Below are 14,840 nucleotides of genomic sequence, written 5' to 3'. Positions count from 1 at the left end.
ATTTGTCTGGTGGGCTGTGTTTTTTTTATAAGAGACAGGTACACGGTCGCCAACGGAGCGTTCGCGACGCCACAGTGGAGCGGCAGGACCCGGTCGAGCGTTGGCGGGGGCGGCTCTCAGTCAAACATCCTCGATGGAAGACTTCAGTACCGGGCAACCAACGAGCGATGGGAAGAGTGGATGACGGTAGCGGCCGTGGTGTTCGACGTCGGCGAAACGCTGCTGGACGACACGCGGGAGTGGAACGCGTGGGCGGATTGGATCGGCGTCCCACGCCACACGTTCTCCGCGGTGCTCGGCGCGGTGACCGCCGCCGGGCGCGACAATGCCGAAACCTTCCGGTACTTCCGGCCGGACTTCGACCTCGCGACCGAACGTGCCCACCGTGAGGCGAACGGCCGAGGCGAGCAGATCGAGGAGTCCGACCTCTACTCCGATGTCCGTCCTTGCCTGAACGAACTCCACCGGCGTGGCCTCTGGCTCGGCGTCGCGGGCAACCAGACCGCGAAAGCCGCCGCCCTGCTGCGAGCCCTCGACCTGCCGGTCGACCACATCGCGACCTCAGCCGAATGGGGCGTCGCCAAACCGGACCCCGCGTTCTTCGAACAAGTCATCGCGACCGCGGGCGTCGAGCCCGGCCGGATCGTCTACGTCGGCGACCACCGCGACAACGACGTCATCCCCGCCAAGGCCGCCGGTATCCGCACCGTGCTCCTTCGTCGCGGCCCTTGGGGCTATCTCTGGGCTGACAACCCCGTAGCCCGGCAGAACGCGGACTGGGTCATCGACAGCCTGGCCGAACTACCGGCGCTACTCGGTACCGCCTGACCTCATCGGCCGACACCCACCCACGTCGCGAAGCTCTCCAACTCCGTCAGGTTCCGCCGCGCACAGAACCTAGCCATCGGCGCTCCATTCGCTGGCCAAGATGGAGTACAGGACAGAGTCACGCCACGCACCGTTGGTGAACACGTGATCTCGCAAGACACCCTCTTTGACAAAACCGAGCTTCCGCACGACTACGTGAGAAGCCGCGTTGTCCGGTCCGATAGCGGCAGTGATGCGGTGCAGTTCCAGCCGGGCAAAAGCGAAGTCCACCATCGTCCGCACGGCGTCGGTTGCATAGCCACGACCCCAGAACTCCGCAGCGATCGCATAGCCAAGCTTGGCGGCTCGCACACCAGAGGTAGCTATCCGGACGAAACCGATCAGAGCATCGCTTTCCAGCGATGTGACGGCCATGTAGTACTCAGCGCGAGGTTCGGCCGCAGCGCGTTCCGCAACGCCACTGATCATGGATTCCGCATAGTTCCGATCCCGACTGTCGAAGGAAAGGAAGCGCGTCACCCGGTCGTCGCCGATGATCGCCACCACGTCGTCGACATCCGTCGTCCGAAGTTCGCGTAGACGCGTAATTCGCCCCTCGAGCGTTAGGGCCCCCTTATTCATTGTCACTGCGACAAGACCAACCGCTGAGTGGCGAACGTGTGAATCGACTCAGCCAGCTCGCCCGCAGCGCGCGAATCGGAGTTCAGCTGCATAAGGGCATCGTTTACGTGCTGCACGGCTGTAACGACACCGTGCGTTCGAAGGCTCACCGGCAATTCGAGGACCGGTATCAGCGCGTCCGCTGCACCATCGAGCTGGCCGTCCATGATCCTCGCCATGGCAAGCGCGCAACGCGCGCCAGCCTCGTCTCCGAAGGCACGATCCGAACCTTGAGCGGTTTCATATGCTTCCAAAGCTTCGAGTGCGAAGCGCTCAGTCTGCACGCTTTGTTCCGTCCCAGTCCACGCAAGCGCTTCTGCTGCATAGTACAACTGTCGAGGACGATTGAAGGTGCACAGTCCCCCGAACTCGTCAAGATCGTCTGGTTGTACGTTGTCCCGGGCGGCCTGCGCCCGATTGATCGCCGTGAGTGCCTGATCCACTTGACTCTGAGCTGCAAGAGCCCTGGCCTCCCCAGCGGCCAGCCACACGGTCGCAGTGTTCCTGCTATTGACGGACGCCTCGGTGCCTTCCCGGGCGTACCTGACAGATTCCGAGAATCTGCCCGCCCAGTAGGCAATCAGCGACTGCAAACCGCGACTCCAGGCTTTGAGTCCATCGTGACCGGCATTGTCCGCACAGGTATAAGCCGCACGAGCCTGAGTCATGGCATCGTGCGGGGCCCCTAAATCGTGCGACGCTCGCGCCATCAGCCCCGACGCGACCCCTGCGAGCAAGTACAGGTCCCGGGATTGAAGTGGCCGCTGGCGGCCCTCCAGTAGACCGAAGGCACGGTCCTGGGTTGCGCTCATGTCAGCCAGCAGGCTCTCCAGCGGCTGTTGCTGATAGGCGATAGCGAGCTGCCGCACGTCATCTGCGAGCTGATCAAGGGTTTCGGACCCCACGTTTGTCGCCTCCGCTCTGTTCAAGAAGTCGCGCGCCCGTTCGGCGCTCATCGTGACGAGCTGGCCTTGCCAGTCGTCACGCATATGGCCGCGCAGCAGCCCGTTCGCACCGGACGGTCGCACCGGGAGCACAGCACCGACCCCATACGGCGGGCCCAGCAAACGAGCGACCGGCTCTCCGAAGATCCGTTCCAGCACCGCTTGCGCGTGCGGATAGGGCGCCCCCTTCAGCTCACCCTGGATCCACCGGTAGACCTGACGTTCCGAAGGCTCGTCACCTCGGCTGACCTGGCGAAACTTCTCACGCAGGTCCTCAGGCGTGATGTGTCGCTGTTGCATCAGCTGGGCAAGGCGAGTACGTGGAACGTCCGTTCCCATGAGCACCTCCGTCCGCCGCTGTTGATCGCCAGGGTAAGCCGGTCGAGACGGCTTCCGCGACCGTAGACGTCAGAAGTCAGCAGAAGGCACCAGAAGGCAGAGCGGACGACCTGCCGATGTCAACGCCTCTCCAGGAACCCTGTTGTCGAACACGGTGCGTGATCGCGCCTCGCAGCTCGAAGCCGCGTGCAGAGTGGGGATGAGATGGCCCGCAAGGACTCACAGACCGCCAGAACCTTGGACCGCATGTCCCGTTATCCGGGAGGGGTCGACCTTTTATCCGAATATCGTCGCCACTGCCAACAGTCGAAGGACCGCACGTGAACGATCTTCAGGAGATCGTACGGAAATACACTGATCGACCAAAAGACGGCGAACTATGTCGATGCGGAAAGATTCCCGCCTGGATAAACGTTATCGAGTATAACGACGGCAGACGTCAACGAACACCGTATTGCGGGCGCAGCACTCAGCGACACTGAGCAAACTAACGAGATTCTTCAGCACGTCGAAAAACCTTCGGAGGGGCGATAACCGTGTCGGCGGTGATCTATATCGATACCGACGCCATTCGCCCTGTTGTCGACGGCAAATGGCATCACGCGCGGCTGACGCACGTGCCGGAACCCGGCGAGGCGATCACGATGCTGTGCGGTGCCTCGTCCACCGCGGAGTTCGAGCGATCGAACCGGCGTGACGACCATGGCGCCCCGCACATGTGCTGGGACTGCGACCTCGTCTATCGCCGCGAGCACGACATGGACGTATGGCCAGGCCACCCAGCTCTCAGCCGCGTCCCTGTGCCGCATCCACGCAGCAAAACGTCGCGTAAATCTCGAAAGCAACAAAGGCACGAACAGTGAATGGAGAGTAATGGGGCAGCAATGCGCGACACCTGCGGCGTTGGCCTTGGGGTTCGGCCTGCGCATGGCCCGTGAAGAACGCGGGATCGGCTTACGCGCAATGGCCAGGAATCTAGGTATCGAGCCCGCCACAGTGTCCTTGGCGGAGCATGCGGTGCGGACCCCCGGCATCGACTACGTGCACCGCGTGCTGGGATTCCTCGCGGTCACGGGTGGCGAGTTCCAGCGTCTGGTCGCGCTGGCCAGACACACGAAGGAGCCGAACTGGGCCGAGCCTGGCCCGCACGAATACCCCGCGCTCCTGCTCGAGTACGAGCGGACGGCCGAGAAGATCCGTGTATGGGCGCCGCAGGTGGTTCCGGATCTTGTGCAGACCCCCGACTACGCCCGCGCGATCCTGGATCGCGGTCTGCTGACCGACGACGAAGTGGCGCAGGGACTCATGATGCGACTGGTGCGGCATGACGCGGCGCTCGCACGGAATCCCCCGGCCGCGCTCACTGTCCTCCTCGCGGAGGAGGTGCTCGAATATCAGGTCGGCGGCACCGGAGTGCTCCAAGAGCAGCTCCGCCACCTGCTCACGCTGATCGAAACCGACCGGATCGAGGTGCGGGTCGTGCCCACCGGGCCCGATCGGAGGTCAGGCCCGCTCGGCCCGTTCGCCCTGTTCGACTTCCCTGCCCAGGTGCCCGTAGTCGGCGTCTGCCAGGACCACCTGTACGCGTACTTCACCGAGCCGCGCCATGTGGACCGCTACGAGGAAACCACGAGGCGCCTGATGAATCGCGCGCTGAGCGAGCAGGCATCTCACGCCCGGATCACCAACGCGCTCGCCGTACTGGCACAGCCGAGGAGCGCGGTGTCGCGAATGTCGCATGGGGGACATTGAACGTCTCCAATGCGACATTCGCGACATCACCGCGCGCCCCGCAGCCGCCGCGCGTCACTCGCGGGAGGCGGGGCGGGACTTCGAGCGGCTGGACGTGGCGGGCGGGGTGGCGGCGGGCTCCGGCGCGAGAACTGCGGCCGGCGGCCAGACCGGGGTGGCGCCCGCCGTGAACTTCGGCCGCAGGTCCTTGGCGGCGCCCGCGGCGTCGATGAACGCCAGCGGAACGTAGTGGTAGTCGACGCCGTGAGGGAGCCGCGCGGCAGGGCTGCCGTCGGGGTTGTCCGGCCATTCCACGTCGCCGGTGATCGTGCGCGCGGGGATCTGCCAGTAGTCTCCCCGGCGATACGTACCGCGCGAAACCGCGTCGGTGTCGGCCGCGCCCGGGGGTTTCGGGGGCGCCGTGAACATGACCTGGACGCCGTCTTCGAGGTCGATCCAGTCGCCTTCGATGAGCGGGAGCGCGCCGTCGGAGACGACCTCGGTCTTGCGGGTTCCGTAGTTCGCCGGCGACGTGTGGTCCCAGCGCCGCAACATCGGGTGCCGGTCGGCGCGGGTTCCGGGGCCACAGTCGTCCGTCCCGAAAGGACTGTCCACAGTGATCAGACGATCCGCGGCATCGATGGCGATCACGCGGCGCAGCGGGGGCGCGGAACGCACGAGGCCGGTCAAGGGGACGTCGTCGGCGACACGGGCGGCGGTGGCGTCGTCGACGAGTTCGACCCAGTCGCCCACTTCGAGTGCCAGCTTGCCGTCACGGCCGAGGGTGGCGAGCTTGATGTCCTGATCGGACACCGAGAGGACAGGGAAGACCACGGACGCGTTTTCCCGTGACCACTTGAACGTCGCCCCGGAAAGGAAGGTGCCCTTGGTGTTCGACTCCCGCCAGGCGGGTCCGCCGGTGTGGACCTCGACGCGATAAAGCTGGTTTTCCGGGCCACGGAACCGGGCCTCCGGCGACAGGTCGCACGGTTTTTCCTCGACGTCACGCGGGCGAAGCGCCCGCGCGGTCAAGAGCCCGCGGTGGGGGTTCAGCCCGTCCAGCCACTTCTTCAACTCCCCGGGCGCGGTCTCGAAGGTCACGTTCGGGAAATCCTGGCGGGCCACCTGCCAGACGACCCTGGCGCGGGCGGCGGTGTCCGGGCCGGAATCCCCCAGCGCGACCTCGCGGATCGCCGGGTCCTGCAACGCGGTGACCAATCTCTCCCACACCCGCAGGTACACGACGTAGGGCACCTTCTGCGGCAGCCGGTCACCGTCGGCGTCGGGTTCGAGGTACCCGTCCGGCTGCTTCCAGTACCGGAGCGCATTATCGTTCTCGGCGAGGATCCCGTCGACGTACATGCGGCCGGGCCCGACCTCCAGGTCGGTGACCGCCTTGTCGGCGTCGGGGTCGGGCACCGGCGTGATGGCGAACCCGGCCGCGCCCGCGGGTGCCCCTGCGGCGCCGATCAGGTCGGCGACCGTGGTGCGCAACTGGTGCAGCAGGATCGCCGCCTGCTCGTTGAAGTCGGCGTCGAGCTGGACCCGGCCCTGCTGGGACAGCACGGCGGAGAAGTGCTTGGCCGCGTCGAAGGTGACACGGGAAAGGTCGGCTTGCATGGCGTTCTCCTAGGTGACGATCAGGATTCCGGCATCGCAGCCGGCTGGCGTGTATTCGGCGATGCGCAGCTTCAGGTTGTCTTCGCGCTGGGGCTGGAAAAGGTCGTGGAACACCCCCGGTTCGGAGCCGTCCTCGGCACCGCGCCGGATCTCGTCCCGGCAGCCGGGGGCGAGCTGGGCATAGCCGGGGGTGCCGTACCGGGTACTGGTGAACGGCGGTGGTTCGCCGTGTACACAGTGGAATTGCGGTGGCGTGCACGAATCCCCGGGCAGCCAGCAGAACCGGACGCAGCCGGACTGCCGCCGCGCGACGTGCACCTCACCGTCCACAATGGAGTTCTCCAGCAATCCGACGGCGTGTGTGCACACCCTTCCGAAAACCGTGCTGCGCCGGGCGTTGAAGACGGCGTGCGCGTGCCGGTCCTCCGGAGCGGACAACGCGGCGATATCGGTCCGGGTGGCGTCGAGAACGCTGTCGGAGAGCCAAATCTGGTTGGGTTCGCCGTGCACCTCGTCCACATTGACCAGGATCGAGCCGATGATGCTGTGCTCGACCTGAAGACACGCGGGAGTGTCCGACAGCTCGATACCCGCTTCCTCTTCGTGTTCCGGGCAGCACCGTTCGTCCAGCGACCAGCCGGGCACCAGCGTGGAATGCCGGATCACCACCTGTCCGACCTCGCCCTGGACCCGCACGCTGCGCCCGGTGATCAGCAGTCCGTCGAACACGATCTTCGGCAGTGGCCGCGCGCAATCCCCGCCCCCGTCCTCTTCCTCGTCCTCCGGCCCGAGGACACGCAGGGCGTCGGGGCGATTGCTGTACCAGTCGAGCAACCGCAGCACCGGCCGGGCGCCCTGCGCGGCGCGCAGGGTCAGCCGGTCACCGCGGTCGAGCTGGATCTCGATCTGTTCCGAATACGCGACAGAGCCGGTCAGCTCGATCACCGCCTCCTGTTTGGCGGGATCGGTGGCCTTTTCCTCCCGCCAGCGCTTGACCGCGTCCATGATCCGGTCGCCCGGCCCGACCTGGTACGGCTTCCGGGGATCGGGACCGATCGGACGCGGGTATTCGCCACCGCCCAGGTCGTCGGAAAGGCCGTAGTGATAGGAAACCCAGACTCCGGTGTCCGGCGCGGTCCGCGCGGGGAACGCGATCCGGCCGAGCACCGGATCGACGGCGACCTGTCCGCGCTTCGGCCGATATCGCCAGCCGGACAGGTCCGCCGGGACGATCTCGTCCAGTGGCACCGCCTTACCGCCGTCCCGGTACACGCACAGGCTCTTGCCCGGGCCGTAGTAGTTCGCGGTGCGCTCGGCGAACGCACGGCGGCGAATGAACACGGGCACGTCGGTCTCCCCCGCGACCTCGGCCGGTGAGACGTCCGGCCCGCCTTCGGGCGGTTTCGCGATCAGCGGTGTGTCGTTTCCGAGGATGCTGAACGTGAAATGCGTGCGGGCGCGGTCCTCGCAGTAGGCCGGGCTTTTCGTGACCGAGTACGGCCGGATCCGCCAGAGGTACAGCCCCACTTCGGGAATGTCGAACCGCCCCGGCGAACGCTCGCTCGTGATCCGCCGGACGTCGGCGGTGTGCGCGAGCGAGTCGAACGGCCCGTCGAGGCGGTCCAAGGCGTCGACGTCGTGGAGATCGGTGAGCCTGCCCCGGTGCAACCGCCGCCGGTCCGCCCTCGGATCCCGGCCGTGCAGCCGGACCGACTGGGTGACACCGAGCAGCCTGCGGAATTCGACGGCCCGGGCGGGCCAGCCCGCGACGTCGGCGGCGAGGGCTTCGAGCAACGCCAAAGTGCCCTTGCGACGCCGGTTGCGGACGGTGTGCGCGACGTCCCGGCGCGACGCGATCGCGGCCAGCAGCCGGCGGCCCGCCTCGCTGTCCGCGGTGAGCGCCTCGTCCGCGCCGGGCAGCATCCGGTAGCCGACAAGGTCACCGAGGTAGGGCGTGACCCAGTCCTGGCAGGTCTCGATGAACCAGTCGGCGTAGAGCTGCCGAAGGTCGGCGTCGATGATGTCGGCCTGTTCGGTGACGACCCCGAGCAGCGCCTGAAGCGGGCCGCCCTGTTCGAGGTCCCGGATCCGGTCGTAGCGGGGCAGCAGCTCGTAGAGCCGGTCGGGTTCGCGGGTCACGGGATCCTCCGCAGGGTAAGGGCTTCCGGCACCCCTGCCGGGAGCACGGCGAGCTGCGCGGGGCGGATCCCGCGGAACACGGTCAGGTTGCGCACACGGGACAGATCGGGGCCGGTCAGCCCGGGGTTGAGCGCGACCAGCTCGTCGACGGTCAGGCCGTGCTGCTGTGCGACGTGGGTGAGGCTGCCGAACCGACCGTCCTTTTTGGAGTCCAGCACGACCTCGTCGTACCGGGCGGGCAGGGCCGCGATCGCGGTGTCGACGACGTTCAGCTTCCGCACGATCGTCGCGAGCTCCAGCGGGCTGACGTCGCCCTGGATGCCGTGGAACAGATCGACGTCCACATAGTCCACTCCGGACACCGCCTGGATCACCGAGACGACGTCGGACAGGTAGGCGGACTGGCCCAGTTCCCGTGCGGCGAAACCGAGTTCGGCCCGCACCGCCGCGAGCACGGCAGGCTGCACGAGATCCCAGGAATAGTCCGGGAGCACCTTGATCCCGGCGCGCAGCACGATCAGCACCTGGTCCCGCACCGCGACCTCGACCGGTACCCCGAGGTCGCCGAACCGCGCGAGCGCCGCCTCCAGCGAGCCGAACAGCCCCGAGGACGGGTCGATCGGCACGTCGCCGATCCCGGCGATGGTCACGTGCACGAGTTCCCGCCGCCCGTCGTTCAGCTTGCGCGCGTCGGCCTTGCCGATCCCCGCCCGCGCCCGGGTGAAGTCGGTGTAGTCCCGCACCGAAACGAGCCGGTCGAGCGCGAGCATCCGCAACGGGGTGGTGATCCGGGCGTCGGCCGGGCCGTCACCGTCCGCGCCGCCCGTGGCGGGCACTGGGTTCGTCACCGCGGTGACACCGGCGGGCTGCGTGGCGGGCTGGGTGATCTTGCCCGCCGCGACGTTGCCCGCGCTGCCCGCACCGGTGCGGTATTCGGCGGTGACGTTCTCGGTGCCGGACGGCAGCCGGGCGCCGTGCACGCCGTCGCCGAAGGAGACCGACGCCGTCTTGTCGGTGCCGATCCGCAGGGTGTGGTCGTGCGCGGTCGGTCCCGAGAAGATCAGGCTGTCGACGTCGTGCCAGGCGACTCCGCCGACCCGCACGGTCAGCGAATCCTCCGCCCCGAGCGGATTATCCGACGGCGAGAAGGTCAGCGGCGCGCGCTCGCTGACCTGCGCCAGCCGGAAGGTCTGCCCGGCCTGGCCGGAGTTCCCGCTGCCGAGCCGTTCGGTGCGGCTCTCCCCCTGCGTGGCGGCGACGACGTTGGCGGACAGCGTGACGGTGTCGCGTTTGTAGGTGTAGGCGAGGTCGTTGGCGAGGAAGAGCACGGACCGCGCCGAGCTGCCACGCTTCTCCGGGTCGGCGGATTGCCGGATCCCGGCGAGCATCGCGAGTTCACTCGCCTTGACACCGCTGGTGTGCGGTACGTCGGCACGTTCGCCGGAGACGACGAGCCAGCGTCCGGGAACGAGCCCCTCGTACATCCGTTCCAGCGGGATTTCGTGCCCGCCGACCGGATCGGTGATGACCTCGCCGAGCGGCGTCAGCGGCTCTCCCTTCGCCCACACGACGTAGCTCTTGCTGGCATCGACGGTCGCCCCGGTGATCTTGAGCACGGTGACCGGGATCTGCACGGGCACGGTGTTCTTCGGGTTGGTCGGCGTCGGTGCCGCGACCTGCTTTTCGAAGACGCTCTGCCTGCTTTCCGTCACCAGCGCGACCAGCGGTTGCCCGCTGTCGGTCTCGAGGACGATCCGGCTGCCAGGGAGGATCCCCTCGTACACCGCGTCCAGGGTGAGCACGCCCGTCTCGACCTTGGCCGTGACGGCCTTGACGCGCAGCACCTGCACGTCCGACACCGCGAGCGGCGCGGTGAGGACTTCGTTCGCCCACGCGCGATGCAGGTTCGGGCCGAGCCGGGGTGACGCGGCGATCAGCAGCTTCGGGTGGACGTCCGCATCGGCGCGGAACTGGTCCGCCACCGCGACTTCGAGATCACGGGACTTCCGCGGCGGGCGCGACGGCGCTTTGCGCAGAGCGGGCAACATCGGGGTGAGCGCGACGAGCGCGGCCGCCCGGTCGCAGTCCTCGTCCTCGTTGTCTCCGCAGCAACATCCGCCGTTCGCGGTCCCCTCGGCCTTTCCCCCACAGTGACACGGCGGGCAGACGGCGTCGCGGGCCAGCCGCCGCAGCCGGGTGAGTTCGTCCGGGGTGCGGCGGGTGAGCTGGATGGCCAGCGCCACCAGCGCGTCCCCTGCGGTCAGGACGGCTTCGATGTCGTCCCGGAACCACTTCCGGACACCACAGCCCTCCCGCAGTTCGGCGAACGCACGCCGCTCCCGCAGTGCGTCCAAATAGGACGGCACGTCGGAGGAATCGAACGTGCCGTCGAGCACGTCCGCCGGGGTCCTCGCCGGGGTGGCCGGGTCCGGCGGTTCGAGGAACTTGAGCAACGGCGCCAGCAACGACTTGTCGACATCCTTCGCGTCGGGGTCGTTCTTGACGATGTCGCGGCCCTCGGCCTTGCGGATCACCGCTTTGAGCGCGTCGATCGCGGTGACGAACGGGCTGGACGCGTCCGCGGTGACGAGCGTGATCGCGGTCTTGTCCGCGATGAAGTCCGGTTTGGACTCCTTCACCACCCGCACCGCGGTGTCGATGCCCTCGGCCCCGGTGGCCTTGTCCTGGCCGAACAGGAACAGCAGCCGGTCCCCGCCCTTCAGCGGGGCCTTGGTCCCGGCCACGGTCAGGCCGGGGATCTTGGTGACGTCGCCCGGCACGTCCGAGGACGTCGGCGACGGGACGAACACGATGTCCGGCGGATCGGTGCGGCGCACGGCGAGCGCGTTCCATTCCCCGCGCGCGACGAGTTCCTCGGTGGTCTCGAAGGTCTGCGGCAGCCCGCCCTGTTCGGCCACGCTCTTCGCGCCCGCGCCCACCGGGAGCACCGCCTGCTTGCCCTCGTCGAGGGTGTAGGCGAGGTAGGTGGTCGATCCCAGCGCGGGACGCGGTGTGTAGCCGACGAGCCTGCCCAGCCGGTCCAGCGATTCCTGTTCGGTCGCGGTCCGCAGGTAGCCCTCGTTCGCGATGCGCTCGGTGTAGAAGGTGAGCACGTCGCCGACGAGCGCCCAGCAGTCCAGCAGCGCGATGGCCGGATCGTCGGGATCCCGCGTGCCGAGGCCGTCCAGCGCCCGCCTGCTCGACAGCCGGGCCAGCATGGACTCGCGGAACCGGCCGTGCGTGCCTGCCCGGTAGGACAGCGCGGGCAGTCCCGGCCGGTTGTACGACGGCACCGGGGTCACGGCTTCGACACCGGCGCAGCAGCCGCCGTAGTCGTTCTGGCAGTCGCAGCTCATCGCCCACCCCTCACTTCCAGGTCGATACGGCCGTTTTCCGGCCGGGAGCGGTCGTTGTCGAGTTGGGCCACTTCCAGCGGCCGGATGGCGAGCAACCCGCGTTCGAGCGCGTCACCGGGCATCCCGAAGAGCCGGTGCAGCCGGGTGACCCGCACACTGCGCACGCCCGGCACCGCGGCGGCCGCCGCGACCACCCGGCTCACCCGCACCGGGGTGCCGAAGGTGAGGTTGTCCGGGTGGAACAGTGGTGCCGGACGCGCGGGCACGCCCGGTGCCGGGACGAGCGCGCGCAGCACGGCGGCGCGGACGTGCCCGGCGATGAAGTCCGGCCGGACCTCCACGCACAGCCCGAGGTGGATCGGAACCAGCGTGGCCGTGGCGACGGACAGGTCGTGGCCGATCCGCCGGTACGGGCGCAGCGCGCCGCGCACCTGATCGAGCAGCCGGTCCGGGGCCACCTCGGCGCCCAGCGGGTCGATCGCGACCTGTGCCTCGTACCAGCTACCGGTCCAGCGCAGATCCCCGGCGGCACGCTGGATGCCCGGCACCGTCTCGGCCAGCCGCGCGTAGTCGTCGGCGGTGATCGCCCGCAGCAGCCGGTGCCGGACCTCCAGCGGCGCGCGCTGCCGCACCTCGGCGACCGGTTCGGGTTCGGTGCCGCCGGTCGCGGGCAGCGGATTGCGGACCAATCGGATTCCGCCCTGGTGGAGCTCGCCGAACACGATGCGGCTGAGCACACCACGCCCGACGTTGCCCGCGACGCCGTTGCCGACGCGGTAGTGCGCGTCGAATACGGTTCCGGGCGCCGGAATCGCGCCGTTGCGGCCGTCCCCGAAGCGCAGCGTCATGACGGTGTCGTCGTCGGTCTCACCGACGAAGTGCCGGTCCGCGGGCCCGCTGTCGAGCAGGTCCCGGCGGGGCGACCAGACGTCGCCGGTCTTGCCGGTCAACCGGATCGCCGGGAGTGCGGCACGCGGATCGGTGCGGGTGGCGTGAATCGCGGGACCGTGGAAGGCCTGGCGTGCGGGGTCGAGCTTTTCGCCCTCGTCCTGGCCCCAGGACTGGCCGATCTCCCAGCCGATGTCCTCCGCCCCGAGGACGCGCCCGGAATGGGCCCGGCGGATCAGCTCGTCCAGCCGTTCGAGCTTACGCGCCAGCAGTTCGCCGAATCGGGCGAGCAGCGTGCGCAGCGCCCGGCGAGGGTGTTCGGTCAGGTCCAGCTTGTGCAGGACCGCGGCGCCGAACAGCGTCGTCAGGTACTCGACGTCCTTTGTGGACGGACCGCCGTGGTGGGGCAGGTCGCGCAGGATCTCGCGCAGCCGGTCCCGTGCCCGGTCCGGCACCCCGGCCAGCCGCCGGGCCTGCGCGTGGCCGACGTCCGCCGGGGCCGGGAACGGAACGCTCTGCGTCACCGGCTTCTCGCCCAGTGCCGGGGCGAACTTCGGGGTCAGCGGCGGATAGGCCGGCCGGGCCACCGGGCCGGGATCGCCGGGACAGCCGAAGCACACCGGATCGGGGCAGCCGGGTTCACCGGCCGGCGGTCCTTCGACCGGGTCGAGAGTCTCGGCGAACCGCTTCCCGTGCTCGACGAGGACGGCGTTGCCGCGCGCCACGCCGACCTTGATGTCGGCGCACTTCGGGCCGCCCTTGGCGTTGATGCACAAGGGAAACGTCAATGCGTCCTCGATCGCCCACTCGACCTCCAGCAGCGGCTTGCAGTACAGCTCGTCGCGGGTTCGGCACACCGACGTCAGGCGCACGGCCTGGCAGTGCGTGTGGTCGGCGTCGGCGGGGTTGCCGGTTTTCGCCCCGGCGATCTCCTCGAACACGAGCACGTCACCCGGTGCGAGACACAGGATGCGGTCTTCGCTGCCGGGTGCGCTGTCCACCAGCGTCGCGGACGTGGCACCTTCGGGCAGGCAGCAGCCGATGTCGCCCCACGTCCACAGGTCGATCTCGTAGTGCCGGGGCCGGAAGACGACCTCGCCGGAGCCGACCGGCTCGAACACCTCGTGCGGCGGGATTCCCCGCTGCTCCATGTCCTTTTCGGACAGTGCGGGACGGCCGGGCAGCACGCCGTCGGGCAGCGTGACGAACCGGAAATCCCCGGTCTTCACCTTGACGTCTTCAGTGGTGTCGACACAGACCCACGTCCGCGCGGCACAGCCGTCGTGCATCGGGTAGTCGACCAGCCTGGTGTGCCTGCGGATCGAGACGCGCTCGCGAGCGGTGTCGAGATAGGCCTCGGTGGCGACGGCGTCCTGGAGATAACTGAGCCGATCACCCTCGTAGGCGAGCAGTTCGACGAGCGTGACGCCGATGTCGGCGGCGTGCCGCTCGGTCCAGCGGGGCGTGATCAGCGTCAGGCGGTCGAGCAGCAGCTGCCGGAAGCTCGCGTAGTCCTTCGCGAGGTAGTCGATCTCCGGCTCGTCGTACGTCTTCTGTGGACAGTCGCAGGACCGTCCACAGTCGATGTCGTCGCACCGGGCGAAGGTGAAGCCGAGGCAGGCGTACCGAGGGTCGAATCCGGGGTAGGGCTCGGTTCCCGGCTGTCCGCAGCCGTCGGATTCGACGACGCGGAGCCGATACTCCGACAGGTCCCCCGGCCGGTCGACCGTGAGGATCACCCGGTCCTCGAGCTCGGGATCGTCCTCGGCGCAGATCTTCACGTTCGTCACCCGGATCCCGGTGACGCGGCGACCGCCCTCGATCCGGAAGTTCTCCGGCTTCAGCTCCTCGGGAGCCTTGCCGAAGAAGATCACCGTGAGCTGGTCCTGGTCGGCGTTGATCGTGTCGATGCCGTTGTACCCGTCGTGGCGTACTTTCGTGATGCGACGATCTTCGGTGCACGTCATCGGATTCCCCCTTCGATGACCTCGGTGCGTTCTTCACCGGTCTCGGCCAGCACGTAGCTCAGGTCGACCCGCAAGGTCGATTCCTCGGCGGTGACCTCCAGCCGCTGCACGGTGATCACGTCACCGAGCCAGCGCTGCAGCGCCCCGGCGGTGGTGGCCTGCAGGGTCGCCGCGAGTTCCACGCTGTTCGGCTCGAAGACCAGGTCGAGCAGCCCGCAGCCGAAGTCCTGCCGGTTCACCCGCTCCCCCGGCGTGGTGAACAGGACCTGCTTGATCATGTCGAGGACATGATCGGCGTAGGACGTCTCGGCGGTGCGCCCGCGCGCGTCGAAGTGCAGCGGGAAGTCTATCCACAGTGGAGTGTTCAT

10 protein-coding genes are annotated in these 14,840 nt (G+C 68.3%); 3 read left to right on the top strand and 7 right to left on the bottom strand.

The window, feature by feature from the left end; all coding sequences use genetic code 11:
- Positions 1-180: 180 nt before the first annotated feature.
- A complete protein-coding gene (locus ACFWY9_RS33370; protein WP_378340718.1) occupies positions 181-828 on the top strand; it encodes an HAD family hydrolase in 648 nt (215 codons plus the stop codon).
- Positions 829-897: 69 nt separating this feature from the next.
- Here the strand turns inward: ACFWY9_RS33370 and ACFWY9_RS33365 are convergent, their stop codons facing one another.
- Positions 898-1,449, bottom strand: coding sequence for a GNAT family N-acetyltransferase (locus tag ACFWY9_RS33365; RefSeq protein WP_378340730.1), 552 nt, complete (start codon positions 1,447-1,449; stop codon positions 898-900).
- 2 nt (positions 1,450-1,451) lie between these two features.
- Positions 1,452-2,771 carry a hypothetical protein gene (locus ACFWY9_RS33360; RefSeq protein ID WP_378340717.1) on the bottom strand — a complete coding sequence of 440 codons (1,320 nt, stop codon included), beginning with the start codon at positions 2,769-2,771 and terminating at the stop codon, positions 1,452-1,454.
- A 536-nt stretch (positions 2,772-3,307) separates the two neighbouring features.
- On the opposite strand from ACFWY9_RS33360, the gene ACFWY9_RS33355 reads away from it, so the two are divergent.
- Both ACFWY9_RS33355 and ACFWY9_RS33350 read left to right on the top strand, forming a co-directional pair.
- Entirely contained in the window at positions 3,308-3,634 is a 327-nt protein-coding gene (locus ACFWY9_RS33355; RefSeq protein WP_378340716.1) for a hypothetical protein, read from the top strand.
- Between the two features lie 100 nt (positions 3,635-3,734).
- A complete protein-coding gene (locus ACFWY9_RS33350) occupies positions 3,735-4,523 on the top strand; it encodes a DUF5753 domain-containing protein (RefSeq protein ID WP_378340715.1) in 789 nt (262 codons plus the stop codon).
- A 54-nt stretch (positions 4,524-4,577) separates the two neighbouring features.
- Here ACFWY9_RS33350 and ACFWY9_RS33345 read toward each other — a convergent pair whose 3' ends face one another.
- From ACFWY9_RS33345 to ACFWY9_RS33325, 5 genes are read right to left on the bottom strand one after another with little or no spacing between them, the layout of a single operon-like run.
- Positions 4,578-6,122, bottom strand: a complete 1,545-nt coding sequence (locus tag ACFWY9_RS33345; protein WP_378340714.1) for a DUF6519 domain-containing protein — start codon at positions 6,120-6,122, stop codon at positions 4,578-4,580.
- A 9-nt stretch (positions 6,123-6,131) separates the two neighbouring features.
- Positions 6,132-8,261 (bottom strand): hypothetical protein, encoded by a 2,130-nt coding sequence (locus ACFWY9_RS33340; protein ID WP_378340713.1) that lies wholly within the window; start codon positions 8,259-8,261, stop codon positions 6,132-6,134.
- The gene (locus tag ACFWY9_RS33335) at positions 8,258-11,617 is read right to left on the bottom strand and encodes a putative baseplate assembly protein (protein WP_378340712.1); all 3,360 of its coding nucleotides are present in this window, start codon (positions 11,615-11,617) and stop codon (positions 8,258-8,260) included. The genes ACFWY9_RS33340 and ACFWY9_RS33335 overlap by 4 nt, the downstream gene beginning before the upstream one ends.
- Positions 11,614-14,472 carry a putative baseplate assembly protein gene (locus ACFWY9_RS33330; RefSeq protein ID WP_378340711.1) on the bottom strand — a complete coding sequence of 953 codons (2,859 nt, stop codon included), beginning with the start codon at positions 14,470-14,472 and terminating at the stop codon, positions 11,614-11,616. The genes ACFWY9_RS33335 and ACFWY9_RS33330 overlap by 4 nt, the downstream gene beginning before the upstream one ends.
- Positions 14,469-14,840, bottom strand: coding sequence for a GPW/gp25 family protein (locus ACFWY9_RS33325; protein ID WP_378324862.1), 372 nt, complete (start codon positions 14,838-14,840; stop codon positions 14,469-14,471). Before ACFWY9_RS33325 ends, ACFWY9_RS33330 begins: the two co-directional genes overlap by 4 nt.

This window comes from Amycolatopsis sp. NPDC059027 (genome assembly GCF_042739735.1).
GTDB lineage: Bacteria > Actinomycetota > Actinomycetes > Mycobacteriales > Pseudonocardiaceae > Amycolatopsis.
This window is presented reverse-complemented; position numbering and strand designations above follow the sequence as displayed.

Excerpts from the sequence above, each read along its gene's own strand:
- ACFWY9_RS33370 (WP_378340718.1), top strand. The coding sequence starts at position 181 with ATGACGGTAGCGGCCGTGGTGTTCGACGTCGGCGAAACGCTGCTGGAC.
- ACFWY9_RS33360 (WP_378340717.1), bottom strand. The coding sequence starts at position 2,771 with ATGGGAACGGACGTTCCACGTACTCGCCTTGCCCAGCTGATGCAACAG.
- ACFWY9_RS33325 (WP_378324862.1), bottom strand. The coding sequence starts at position 14,840 with ATGAACACTCCACTGTGGATAGACTTCCCGCTGCACTTCGACGCGCGC.
- ACFWY9_RS33345 (WP_378340714.1), bottom strand. The coding sequence starts at position 6,122 with ATGCAAGCCGACCTTTCCCGTGTCACCTTCGACGCGGCCAAGCACTTC.
- ACFWY9_RS33350 (WP_378340715.1), top strand. The coding sequence starts at position 3,735 with ATGGCCAGGAATCTAGGTATCGAGCCCGCCACAGTGTCCTTGGCGGAG.
- ACFWY9_RS33335 (WP_378340712.1), bottom strand. The coding sequence starts at position 11,617 with ATGAGCTGCGACTGCCAGAACGACTACGGCGGCTGCTGCGCCGGTGTC.
- ACFWY9_RS33365 (WP_378340730.1), bottom strand. The coding sequence starts at position 1,449 with ATGAATAAGGGGGCCCTAACGCTCGAGGGGCGAATTACGCGTCTACGC.
- ACFWY9_RS33330 (WP_378340711.1), bottom strand. The coding sequence starts at position 14,472 with ATGACGTGCACCGAAGATCGTCGCATCACGAAAGTACGCCACGACGGG.